Origin of the sequence: Mesorhizobium sp. M1088, from assembly GCF_040318575.1 — a bacterium.
In the GTDB taxonomy this organism is placed as follows: Bacteria; Pseudomonadota; Alphaproteobacteria; order Rhizobiales; family Rhizobiaceae; genus Mesorhizobium.
Window position 1 is genome coordinate 68,300 of sequence record NZ_JAMYMO010000013.1, and the last position, 12,916, is coordinate 81,215.

Annotated in this window: 7 protein-coding genes; all 7 read right to left on the reverse strand. The window is 62.9% G+C overall.

The features are described 5' to 3' along the window. Positions 1-9 precede the first annotated feature (9 nt). Positions 10-1,638 carry a beta-galactosidase BglA gene (gene bglA / locus NKH49_RS17840; RefSeq protein WP_352540726.1) on the reverse strand — a complete coding sequence of 543 codons (1,629 nt, stop codon included), beginning with the start codon at positions 1,636-1,638 and terminating at the stop codon, positions 10-12. Beyond that, positions 1,628-3,661: a glycogen debranching protein GlgX gene (gene glgX, locus NKH49_RS17845; protein ID WP_352540725.1), complete on the reverse strand. Its 2,034-nt coding sequence runs from the start codon at positions 3,659-3,661 to the stop codon at positions 1,628-1,630. The genes bglA and glgX overlap by 11 nt, the downstream gene beginning before the upstream one ends. Continuing rightward, the gene (locus NKH49_RS17850; RefSeq protein WP_352927037.1) at positions 3,661-5,289 is read right to left on the reverse strand and encodes an alpha-D-glucose phosphate-specific phosphoglucomutase; all 1,629 of its coding nucleotides are present in this window, start codon (positions 5,287-5,289) and stop codon (positions 3,661-3,663) included. The genes glgX and NKH49_RS17850 overlap by 1 nt, the downstream gene beginning before the upstream one ends. Positions 5,290-5,292: 3 nt before the next feature. Further along, the gene (glgA, locus tag NKH49_RS17855; protein WP_352927040.1) at positions 5,293-6,738 is read right to left on the reverse strand and encodes a glycogen synthase GlgA; all 1,446 of its coding nucleotides are present in this window, start codon (positions 6,736-6,738) and stop codon (positions 5,293-5,295) included. 3 nt (positions 6,739-6,741) lie between these two features. Further along, a complete protein-coding gene (glgC, locus tag NKH49_RS17860) occupies positions 6,742-8,007 on the reverse strand; it encodes a glucose-1-phosphate adenylyltransferase (protein WP_023679306.1) in 1,266 nt (421 codons plus the stop codon). A 35-nt stretch (positions 8,008-8,042) separates the two neighbouring features. After that, on the reverse strand, positions 8,043-10,256 hold the full coding sequence (glgB, locus tag NKH49_RS17865) for a 1,4-alpha-glucan branching protein GlgB (protein ID WP_352927043.1): 2,214 nt from the start codon (positions 10,254-10,256) through the stop codon (positions 8,043-8,045). 146 nt (positions 10,257-10,402) lie between these two features. Further along, complete coding sequence (locus NKH49_RS17870) at positions 10,403-12,871, reverse strand: glycogen/starch/alpha-glucan phosphorylase (RefSeq protein ID WP_352927046.1); 2,469 nt, start codon at positions 12,869-12,871, stop codon at positions 10,403-10,405. Between the last annotated feature and the right edge of the window lie 45 nt (positions 12,872-12,916).

Here is a 12,916-nt window from a genome sequence, read left to right on the forward strand (position 1 = left end):
AAATAGAGCTCAGCCAATCCGGCCGAGGAAGCAGCCCAGCGGCGGCAGCGACAGCGTTCTTTCCTGCAAGACGCCGGCAGCACCGCCAAGGTCTATCGGCTCTATCGCTTCCAGATCCGGTGGCAATTGCCAGCCGGCCGGCTCGTCGGCGAAATTGAAGACACTGAGCAGCTTTTCGTCACCGCCTTCGCGAATGAAAGCAAGGACGTCGCCTTCGGCATCGAGGAACCGGATCGAGCCTCGAACCAGCGCCGGATGCTGCTTGCGCAAGGCCAGCATCGCACGGTAGCTCGCCAGGACGGAGGTTTGCTCGCCATCCTGGACGTCGACCGCCTGGGCGCGATGGCTTGCCGGGACCGGAAGCCACGGCTTGCCCGTCGAAAAGCCGGCATTGTCGGCGCCAGCCTCCCAGACCATCGGCGTTCGGCACCCATCCCGCCCCTTGATCCCCGGCCAGAAGCGGATGCCGAAAGGATCGCGCAAATCCTCGAACGCCAGTTCGGCCTCCTCCAGCCCGAGTTCTTCGCCTTGGTAGAGGCAGATCGATCCGCGCAGGCAGGAAAGCAGCACGATCGAGAATTTCGCCACCCTGTCCGGATCGCCGCCCGGCCTTTTCCATCGACTGACATGGCGCACGACATCGTGGTTGGAGAACGCCCAGCAAACCCAGCCGTCGAATACCTTACTCTCGAAGGCCTCGACACAGCCACGCACATGCGACGCCGAGAATTGCGGGCCGAGCAGGTCGAACGTGTAGGACATTTGGAGCTTGTCGCCACCGCCGGTATAGGCGGCGAGTGTCTGCAAGGAACGCGTTTCGTCGCCAATCTCGCCGACAGCGGCGCGGCCTTCATATTCGTCAAGCAAGGCCCGGAAGCGCCTGAGGAAAGCAAGGTTTTCCGGCTGGCTCTTGTCGAACAGATGCTCCTGATAGAGATAGGGGCTGGTTGCCGTATTGGTGCCGGCGACGCTTTCCGCCAAAGGCGGGTTGCTGCGCAGCCAGCGGTCGTGGACGTAATAGTTGACCGTATCCAGCCGGAAACCGTCGACGCCGCGCTCGAGCCAGAACCGCACCGTTTCCAGCAAGGCGTCCTGCACCTTTGGGTTGTGGAAATTCAGGTCCGGCTGCGAGGCGAGGAAATTGTGCAGGTAATATTGCCTGCGCGTTGCGTCCCATTCCCAGGCCGGGCCGCCGAAAAGCGACAGCCAGTTGTTGGGGGCGGTGCCGTCGGGCTTCGCATCGGCCCAGACGTACCAGTCGGCCTTGGGGTTGTCATGGCTCGTGCGGCTTTCGACGAACCATTCGTGCCGATCCGACGAATGCGACAAGACCTGATCGATGATCACCTTCAGGCCGAGCCGGTGCGCCTCTGCAATCAGTGCGTCGAAATCCTCTAATGTGCCGAACATCGGATCGACGGCGCAGTAATCCGAAACGTCGTAACCCATATCGGCCATTGGCGACTTGAAAAAAGGCGACAGCCAAACGGCGTCGGCACCGAGCGATGCGACATGGGCCAGCCTCGAGGTGATGCCGCTGAGATCGCCGCTGCCGTCGCCTGTCGTGTCCTGGAAGGAGCGCGGGTAGATCTGGTAGATGACGCAGCCGCGCCACCATTCGGCATTGTCAGCCATCATGGCTCTCCCCTGCGCCCGCACACGCTGTCCTGCTTTCGATCATGAACAGGACTGTTCGCCCAGGCACCGGCCGCGAGATATCGCTACTATCCGGTTCGATAGCTGGGCGCCAATGAAAACCCGCCCGTTCCGGCAGCGTGAACATGCAGGCCCGGCGGTCGCCATTGATGACCACCGCAAGGCGACTGTTCTCACCGCTACCGAGAACCATGACCAGCCGGTGCCGCCTGGCATCGTCCCAGGCTGCCTCGTCGAACGGCACGCCGGTTTCCGTCAGCCAGGCTACGTCTGGGATTTCCGAACCCGCAGGCTGTTCTCCGGTCAGGAATGCTGTGTCCAAGAGCGCCGGCACGGCGCGACGCATCCTGGCGAGCAGAGCCGTATGATGCTCGAGCGCCAGGTCGCGCCCGGCCCAGTCGAGCCAGGTGATGTCATTGTCCTGCGCGTAGGCGTTGTTGTTGCCGCGCTGCGTGCGGCCGAACTCGTCGCCGGCCGTCAGCATGATCGTGCCGCGCGAGGCAAAGAGCGTCGCCAGCAGCGCGCGCTGGTCATCGAAACGGGCCGTAACGATTGACTGGTCGCTGGTCTCGCCCTCGACGCCATCGTTCCAGGACAGGTTGTCGTCGTGACCATCGCGGTTCAGTTCGCCATTGGCCTCGTTGTGCTTGTGCCCATAAGCGACGATATCGGCCAGCGTCATGCCGTCATGCGCGGCGATGAAGTTGATGCTGCGGCTCGTTGTCTGGCCTGCTTTGGCAAAGACGTCGGACGAACCGGCAAGCCGCGTCGCCAGGGCACCGATCATGCCGCCGTCGCCGCGCCAGAAGCGGCGGATATCGTCGCGGTATTTGTCGTTCCATTCGAGGAAGGGCGGCGGAAAATTGCCGAGCTGATAGCCATCCGGTCCGATATCCCAAGGCTCGGCGATCAGCACCCGGTCGCCAAGAACAGGGTCGTTGCGAATGGCGTTCAGCAGCGGCGCATCGGCGTCGAAAACGCCGTCGACGCGGCCGAGGATCGGCGCCAGGTCGAAGCGGAATCCGTCGACACCGGCGCGCTGGACAAAGTGGCGAAGCGTGTGGAGGACCATTTCCCGGACGACCGGATGCTCGCAGGCGAGCGTATTGCCGGTTCCGGTGTCATTGACCAGAGCGCCGTCCGGCTCGTGCCGATAATAGGCGCGGCTGTCGAGCCCGCGCAGCGACAATGTCGGGCCGAGCCGGTCGCTTTCGCCGGTGTGGTTGAACACCAGGTCGAGAATGGTGCCGATGCCGGCCTCGCGCAGCGCGGCGACCGTTCCGCGCAACTCGGCCAGACCGCCGGGCGCCAGTCGCGGATCGAGCGCCATGAAGGTCACGGGATTATAACCCCAGGCGTTGCGCAGACCGAGCGGCGGTAAATGCCGTTCGTCGATCGATGCAGTCACCGGCATCAACTCAATGGCTGCCACGCCGAGTTTTTGCAGATGCTCGACAACGAGGGGGTGAGCGAGCGCTGCAATGGTGCCGCGTTGCTTCTCGGGAATGTCGGGATGCAGCTTTGTGAAGGCGCGTACCGGCACTTCGTAGATAAGGCCGCCGGGCCGAAACAGCGGCGGCAAGGCGGGCAAGGGTTCCGGCAAGGCGCCGGCGATGGCTTTCGGCATCAGCGGCGCAGTGTCGGCCCCCTCGCCTCGGCGCGCGGCGAGCCGGCCGTCATAGGCATAGGGCCTGTCGATCTCGACGGCATAGGGATCGGCCAGCAGCTTGTCGGGATCGAACCAGAGACCGTGTTCCGGCGCGTAGTCGCCATCGGCGCGGAACCCGTATCGGGTCCCGGCGGCGAGACCGGCAACAAAAAGTGCATGGACGCCCTCGTCTTCCGACTGGAGTTCCAGCCGGTCGACTTCGCGGTTGCCGTGTTCGTCGAAAATCGAAACCCAGATGCGCCGAGCCGACGAGGACCATGCGGCGAAGCGGATACCGCCCTCCCCGGCAAGCCCGCCAAATCGCGGACGATAGCCGGCGGATAGTCCCGACGACATCAGGTGATGACGCTCGGCTTGGCGCGGCCGGTATGGCTGCGAATCCCGGCAATGTCGTCGGCCGCCGCGATCAGATCGGCAAGCGCCTCCTGGGTGTCGAGATCGTGGCGGTTCTTGTCCGGCTCGTAGCGCTCGACATAAAGCCGCAGCGTCGCGCCCGAGGTGCCGGTGCCGGACAGGCGGAAGACGACGCGTGAGCCGCCTTCGAACAACACCCTGATGCCCTGGTTCTTGCTGACCGAGCCGTCGACCGGATCGTGATAGGCGAAATCATCAGCGCTGGCGATCGTCATGCCGCGCACGCGGGTGCCAGGCAGCGAGCCGAGCTTGGCGCGCAACTCGCCGACAAGCGCGTTGGCACGATCGGTCTCGACCTCCTCGTAGTCGTGGCGCGAATAATAGTTACGGCCATAGGCCGTCCAATGCTGGGTGACAATCTGCTTGGCGCTTTCGCCGCGAACGGCAAGGATGTTGAGCCATAAAAGCACAGCCCACAGGCCGTCCTTTTCGCGGACATGGTTGGAGCCGGTCCCCGCACTCTCCTCGCCACAGATCGTTGCCATGCCGGCATCGAGCAGATTGCCGAAAAATTTCCAGCCGGTCGGCGTCTCGTAGATGCCGATGCCGAGCTTTTCGGCGACCCGGTCGGCAGCACCGCTGGTCGGCATCGAGCGGGCGATGCCTTTCAGCCCCGTCTTGTAGCCCGGCGCCAGATGGGCGTTGGCGGCGAGCATCGCCACCGAATCCGACGGGGTGATGAAAATTCCCTTGCCGATAATCAGGTTGCGGTCGCCATCGCCATCCGAGGCGGCGCCAAAGTCTGGCGCATCCGGCCCCATCATCTCGTCGTAGAGGTGTTTTGCGTGCACCAGATTGGGATCGGGATGATGGCCGCCGAAATCCGGCAGCGGAATGAAATTGCGGGCGGTGCCGTTGGGCGCGCCGAGCCGGTTTTCGAGGATCTCCTTGGCGTAGGGGCCGGTCACCGCATGCATGGCGTCGAAGCGCATGCGGAAGCCCGACCTGAACAGCGCCCGCAATGCGTCGAAATCGAACAGGCTTTCCATCAGTTCGGCATAGTCGGCGACAGGATCGATGATTTCGACGGTCATGTCCCCCGTCTTGACCGTGCCGATCGTGTCGATGTCGACCTGCCCGATATCGGCGATCTTGAAGCTTGAAATCGCCTTGGTTTTTTCGAAGATCGCGTCGGTCAGCTTTTCCGGCGCCGGGCCGCCATTGCCGGCATTGTACTTGATGCCGAAATCCTCATGCGGGCCACCCGGATTGTGGCTGGCCGACAGGATGATGCCGCCAAAGGTCTCGTATTTGCGGATGACATGCGAAGCGGCCGGCGTCGACAAGATGCCGCCCTGCCCGACCATCACCTTGCCGAAGCCGTTTGCCGCGGCCATGGCGATGGCCTTCTGGATGACCTCGCGGTTATAGAAGCGGCCGTCGCCGCCGATCACCAGGGTTTTGCCCTCGAACCCGTCCAGCGCGTCGAAGATCGACTGGATGAAGTTCTCGGCATAGTGCTCCTGCTGGAACACCGGGACCTTTTTACGCAGCCCGGACGTGCCGGGCTTCTGGTCGGGATAGGGTTTGGTGGCGACGGTGCGGATCATCAGTCAGGCAGCCCTTTTCGAAAGCAGCAAGCGATAGAGTTGGACATATTTTTCGGCGCTTTTGTCCCACGAAACGTCGGCCTTCATGCCTTGCCGCTGCATCGACGTCCACACTGCGGGATTGGCATGCGCCTCGACAAGGCGGCGGACGGCGTGCAGCAAGGCGCCGGCATTGGCGGGCGCAAACTGGAAACCGGTCGCCACGCCGGCAGAGATGGCGGCTTCGTTGGCATCGATGATCGTGTCGGCAAGGCCGCCGGTGCGCGCGACCACCGGCACGCAGCCATAGCGCAGGCCGTAAAGCTGTGTCAGCCCGCAAGGTTCGAAGCGCGATGGGATAATGATTGCGTCGCAGCCGCCCTGCATGGTGTGGGAGAGTCCCTCGTCATAGCCGACGACGACGCCGATGCGGCCGCGATGGCGGGCTGCGGCGGCAAGCAACGCGCCTTCCAGCCCAGCGTCGCCGGAGCCGAGGATCGCCAGCCGTGCACCTGCCGCGACGATGCCGTCGATGGCCGCAGCCAGTATGTCCATGCCCTTTTGCCAGGTCAGCCGGCTGACGACGCAGACGATCGGACTGTCATCGCGATCGAGGCTGAAACGGTCCTCGACCGCGGCCTTGTTGGGCATTCGCGCCTTGAGCGTCTTTGCGGTGTAGTTGGAGACCAGATGCTTGTCGGTTTCCGGGTTCCAGATCTCGGTATCGATGCCGTTGACGATGCCATGGAGATCGACGGAGCGCATGTTGATCAGGCCGTCGAGGCCCATGCCGAATTCGGGCAAGCGGATTTCCTGCGCATAGGTCGGGCTGACCGTGGTGATCGCCCGCGCCGCCTGCAGGCCGGCCTTGAGGAAGCCGACGCCGCCGTAATATTCGACGCCGTCGAGCGCCATCGCCGCCGCCGGCAGGCCAAGCTCGCCAAAGATGCCGGCGCCGAACTGGCCTTGGAAGGCTAGGTTGTGCACGGTGATCATCGACGGCGTGCCGACCGCCTTGCCGTAGCGCATGTAGGCAAGCGTCATTGCCGACTGCCAGTCATGGGCATGGACGATATCGGGCAGGTAGCCCGAGATCGCGCCGCCGGCAATATCACCGCCTACCTGGCTCAAGGCCGCGAACCGCCGCCAATTGTCCGGCCAGTCGGCGCCTGTCGCGTTGCCGTATGGGCCGCCGGGACGGTCGAAAAGATGCGGCGCGTCAAGCACGAACAGGTCGAGCCCGGCGATCTGGGCGGCATACACCGAAGCCTTGCCGCCCTGCAGCAATGGATATTGCTGAACCGGCTTCTTTTTCCTGAAGGCGCCCATCACCTGAGGATAGCCGGGGACGAGCGTGCGCATGGTGACGCCCTTGCCGGCCAATGCCACGGGCAAGGCGCCGGTCACGTCGGCGAGCCCGCCCGTCTTGACCAGCGGAAAGATCTCGGGCGCCACCGACAGAACCTGCATGCACTACGATCCCAGCCTGTTGATCATGTCCTGCGTGACGAGGCAGATGCCTTTTTCCGAAACGCGGAAACGCTTGGCGTCGAGGACGGGATCCTCGCCGACCACCAGACCCTCCGGGATCCTGACGCCGTGATCGATGACCACGCGCTTCAGCCTGGCGTTGCGGCCGACATGGACGTCCGGCAGCATGACGACCTCCTCCAGCGTCGAATAGGAATTGATGCGCGCGCCGGTGAAGATCAGGCTTCGCTTCAGCGAAGCGCCCGAAACGATGCAATCGCCCGACACGAGAGACGACACGGCCGACCCGCGGCGGCCATCCTCGTCATGCACGAATTTTGCCGGCGGCTTCAACTCGGCATAGGTCCAGATCGGCCAATCGCGGTCGTAAAGGTCGAGTTCCGGCGTGATGTCGGTCAGGTCGATATTGGCCTCCCAATAGGCGTCGACCGTGCCGACGTCGCGCCAATAGGCCTCGTTCTCGGCGGTCGAGCGCACGCAGGATTTGGCAAAACGATGGGCGATCGCCTTTCCGTGCTCGACGATGTAGGGGATGATGTCCTTGCCGAAGTCGCGGCTCGAGCCGGGCTCCGCCGCATCGCGACGCAATTGCTCCATCAGGAATTTGGTCTTGAACACATAGATGCCCATCGAGGCCAGCGCGAAATCCGGTTTGTCGGGAATGCCCGGCGGATCGGCGGGCTTTTCGATGAAGGAGATGATGGTGTCCTTGGGATCGACATGCATGACGCCGAAGCCGGTGGCTTCCATGCGCGGCACTTCGAGGCAGCCGACGGTGACATCGGCGCCGGCCTCGACATGCTGGCGCAGCATCATTTCGTAGTCCATCTTGTAGATGTGGTCGCCGGCCAGGATGACCATGTATTCCGGCCCGTAGGCCTCGATGATGTCGATGTTCTGGTACACGGCGTCGGCGGTGCCCTCATACCATTGCGTTTCCGACACACGCTGGCTGGCCGGCAGAATGTCGAAACTCTCGTTGCGCTCGGGCCGCAGGAAGTTCCAGCCGCGCTGCAGATGGCGGATCAGCGAATGCGCCTTGTACTGGGTGGCGACGCCGAGGCGGCGGATACCGGAATTGAGCGCATTGGAGAGCGCGAAATCGATGATGCGGGTCTTGCCGCCGAAATAGACCGCCGGTTTGGCGCGGCGGTCGGTCAGTTCCTTGAGCCGGCTGCCACGGCCGCCGGCCAGCACATAAGCCATGGCGTCGCGTGCCAGCGGCTGTGTTCGTTTTGTTTCAGCCATTCCTATCCTCCCAGGTTAGATGCTCCAGACATAGCTCAGTCCGGGACGAATTCGAGCATGATCGTCGACAGCGGCGGCAAAAGCATCGTCGCCGAAATGCCTCCTCCTTCCGCCTGAGCCTCGACGCCGCCGCTATTGCCCTTGCCGGAACCGCCATAATCCGTGGCATCGGTGTTGATGATCTCGCGCCATTTTCCGGCGTGCGGCAACGGCACGCGGTAATTGTCGCGCGGCACCGGCGTGAAGTTGGAAATGACGGCGACCGGGTTGCCGCCCGGCGCGCTGCGCAGCCAGGCAAATACCGAGTTCGCGCTGTCGTCGACGATCAGCCAGGAAAAGCCCTCCGGCTCGCAGTCGCGGGCATGCAGCGCGGGGCGCGAGCGGTAGAGATAGTTGAGATCGCGCACCGTCTGCCAGACGCCGCGGTGGAGCCGGAAATCGAGCAGGTTCCAGTCGAGCGCGCGCGCCTCGCTCCACTCGCGGCGCTGTGCGAACTCTTGGCCCATGAACAACAGCTTCTTGCCGGGATAACCCCACATGAAGGCGTAATAGGCGCGCAGCGTCGCGAATTTCTGCCAGTCGTCGCCGGCCATCTTGTTGAGCAGCGTGCCCTTGCCGTGCACCACCTCATCATGGGACAGCGGCAGCACGAAATTCTCGCTGAAAGCGTAGACCAGGCCGAAGGTGATGTCGTTGTGGTGATGCTTGCGGAAGATCGGCTCCTTGGAGAAATACTCCAAAGTGTCATGCATGAAGCCCATGTTCCATTTGAAACCGAAGCCCAGTCCGCCTTCATGCACCGGCTGCGAGACTTTCGGCCACGAGGTCGATTCCTCGGCGATGGTCATCACACCTGGATGGTGGCCGTAGACCTCCTTGTTCATACGCTGCAGGAAACTGACCGCTTCGAGGTTCTCCCGGCCGCCCTTCTCGTTGGGAATCCATTCACCGGCCTTGCGCGAATAATCGAGATAAAGCATCGAGGCGACCGCATCGACGCGCAGTCCGTCGACGTGATATTTCTCGGCCCAGAACAGCGCATTGTTGACCAGGAACGAAATCACTTCGCGGCGGCCGAAATTGTAGATCGCTGTGTTCCAGTCGGGATGGAAGCCCTTGCGCGGATCGGCATGTTCGTAGAGCGCGGTACCGTCGAACTTTGCCAGACCGTGTTCGTCAACCGGGAAATGCGCCGGCACCCAGTCGAGGATGACGCCGATCCCGGCGCGGTGGGCGCCGTCGACGAAACGGGCAAAACCGTCCGGATCGCCAAAGCGGGCAGTCGGCGCATAAAGACCCGTCGTCTGGTAGCCCCAGGACGGGTCATAAGGGTGTTCGGAGATCGGCATGAATTCGATGTGGGTAAAACCGGTCTCGACCACGTAAGGGATCAGCCTGTCGGCGAGCTCGTCCCACGACAAGAAGCTGCCGTCGTCGTGAAGCCGCCATGACCCGGCATGGACCTCGTAGATCGATACGGCTTCGCGCCTGTGGTCGGCATTGCGCCAGTAGTTCCGGTGCGCCTCGTCGCCCCATTCGTGCGCCGGCGGCAGCGCCGTCACCGAGGCGGTGGCCGGGCGCAGTTCGGACTTGAAGGCGAACGGATCGGCTTTGAGCGGCAATCTCACGCCATCCGGCCCGATGATTTCATACTTATACGGGCGGCCAGCGCCAATGTCGGGAATGAACAGCTCCCAGATGCCGGTATCGCGGCGGACGCGCATGGTATGCCTGCGGCCATCCCACTCGTTGAAGTCGCCGACCACCGAGACGCGCCTTGCATTGGGCGCCCACACCGCAAAATGCACACCCGATGCACCTTCATGGTCGATGAGATGGGCGCCGAGCTTGTCGAACAGCCTGAGATGCGACCCTTCGGCGATGTAATAATCGTCCAGCGGGCCGAGCACGGGACCGAAGGAATATGGATCGGTCAGCCACCAGTCACCGCCGGAATTCCTGGCGTGATAGCGCAGCGGCTGGCGTTTGCGCAGCGACAGTTTGCCTTGGAAGAAACCGCTGTCGTCGCGTCTCGACAGCTCGCCGGCCTTCTTGCCGGTCAGCGTATAGGCGGTGACGAACTCGGCATAAGGGACGAAGCAGCGGGCGACAAAGCCCTTTCCCGCCTCATGCACGCCAAGCACGGCAAACGGATCGCCGTGGGTGCCGGCGACAATCGCCGCGACATCGCCGGCTGGCGCCAGTCCGTCCGGCCCGTTTGTCGCAACGGTCGCGCGCGGCTTGCTCATCAGGCAGTGACCCTCCCCGGGCACCAAGTGTATGTTTCTAGTGGAGTTTTGAATTCGACATTCGCCATGCCGCCTTACCCTCCAAGGGATGCGAGGGTCAAATCACTCCACTAGGGCCACATTGTTCGTAGTCTCATGCAATCACATCAGGCGGGCACGTGCCAGATGTCTTTCGCATATTGGCGGATCGTGCGGTCGGACGAGAACCAGCCGACGCGCGCGACATTGCGGATGGCTCTGGCGTACCAGTCCGGGCTGTTGCGCCAGACGGCATCGACGTCGCGCTGGGTGGCGGCGTAGGCATCGAAATCCGCGGCGACCATGAACCAGTCGCTCTGGTAAAGACCGTTGATCAGGTCGCGATAACGGTCCGGATCGTCAGGTGAAAAGACTCCGGATGAAACCGCGGCCAGCGCCTGCGCCAATTCAGGCGATCCCTCGATCACAGCGCGCGGATCGTAACCATTGTTGCGCCGCTCGGCGACCTCATCGGTGGTCAGGCCGAAGATGAAGATATTATCGTCGCCCACGCATTCCTTGATCTCGACATTGGCGCCGTCGAGCGTGCCGATGGTCAGCGCGCCGTTCAGCGCGAACTTCATGTTGCCGGTGCCGGACGCTTCCATGCCGGCGGTCGATATCTGCTCCGAAAGATCGGCGGCCGGCATCATGATCTCGGCCAGGCTGACATTGTAGTTCGGCACGAATACCACTTTCAGCAAGCCGCGCACCGCCGGGTCGCGGTTGATGACCCGGGCGACGTCATTGGCAAGTTTGATGATCAGCTTGGCGTTGTGATAGCTGGGCGCCGCCTTGCCGCCGAAGAATTTGACGCGAGGCATCCAGTCGCGCTCCGGATGCGAGCGGATCTGGTCGTAAAGCGCGACCGCTTCGAGAATGTTCAAGAGTTGGCGCTTGTATTCGTGGATGCGCTTGACCTGGATGTCGAACAGCGCCGATGGGTCGACCTTGATGCCGAGCCGGTCGGCAACGAGCTTGGCAAGCCTCATCTTGTTCGCCCGTTTGACGGCGGCGAACTTGTCGCGGAAGGCTGCGTCCTCAGCGAAAGGATCAAGCCGCTTTATCTCGTCGATGTCGTCGAGGAAGCCGTCGCCAATCGCCTCTCGGGTGAGTGCAGTGAGGCCGGGATTGCACTGTATCAGCCAGCGCCGCGGTGTGATCCCGTTGGTCTTGTTGTTGATGCGATCCGGGTAGAGCCTGTGGAGGTCGGCAAACACCGTCTCCTTCATCAATTCCGTATGCAGTGCCGAGACGCCGTTGATCGAGTGCGAGCCGACAAAGGCCAGATTGCCCATACGCACGCGGCGATCGCCATTTTCCTGGATCAGCGAGATGCGGCTGATCTGCTCGTCCGAGAACTGGTCGGAGGCGCGCGCCTCGAGCAGCACCTCGGCGTTGATGGCGTAGACGATCTGCATGTGGCGCGGCAACAGCCGCTCGAACAGCGGCACGGGCCAGCTTTCCAGCGCTTCGGGAAGGAGCGTGTGGTTGGTGTAGCCGAAAGTGCGCTTGGTGATGCTCCAGGCCTGGTCGAAATCCATGCCGTGGACATCCATCAATAGGCGCATCAACTCGGGGACGGCGATGGCCGGATGGGTGTCGTTAAGATGGATCGCCGCCTTGTCGGGCAGCGATTGCAGGTCGCCATACTGGCTGAGATGACGCTGGACGATGTCCTGCAGCGAGGCGGTGGAGAAGAAATACTCCTGCCTGAGCCGCAACTCCTGGCCGGCCTTGTGGGAATCGGCCGGGTAAAGGACGCGCGACAACGCATCGGCCTTGTTGCTTTCGGCGAGCGCACCGATGTGATCGCCGGCATTGAACTTGTCGAGCAGGATCGGGTCGACCGGCATGCCGGACCACAGACGCAGTGTGTTGACGCGGTTGGCCCGCCAGCCAACCACCGGCGTATCGTAGGCAACGGCCAGAACATGTTCGGTCGGCTTCCAGACGTGCCGCTCGAGCCTGCCGTCCTTCGAGGTGATCGATTCCACCGAGCCGCCGAAGCCGACCTCGAAGGAGCGTTCGCGGCGCTCGAACTCCCAGGGATTGCCGTGATCGAGCCACGTCTCGGGCAGCTCCACCTGCCAGCCGTCATGGATCTCCTGCCGAAACATGCCGTTGGCGTAGCGGATGCCGTAGCCATGCGCGGGGATATTGACGGTCGCCATGCTTTCCATGAAGCAGGCGGCGAGTCGGCCAAGACCGCCATTGCCAAGGGCAGCGTCCGGTTCGAGCGTTGCAATGATGTCGAGGTCGACGCCAAGCGACGACAGCGCCTCGCGCATATTGTCCATCAGGCCGAGATTGGAGAAGGCATCGCGCATCAGGCGGCCGATGAGGAATTCCAGTGACAGGTAGTAGACGCGCTTTTCCTGCTGGGCGTAGGCCTCTTGGGTCGCCTGCATCCAGTGATCGACTATGCGGTCGCGTACAACCTTGATCGAGGCGGTGAGCCAATCGTACTGGGTTGCAACGTTGGTGCCCTTGCCGACCCTGTATTTGAGGGCTTGCAAGACTTCCTCGGCGAGCGTCTTGGGATCCGGGTTTTTGAGCGTGGGCAGAGGAGCTTCGGTTGTCATCGCGCGCGTCATGCTGCCTCTCGTGACGTTGCCAGGATCATGCGGCTTTCACCATCT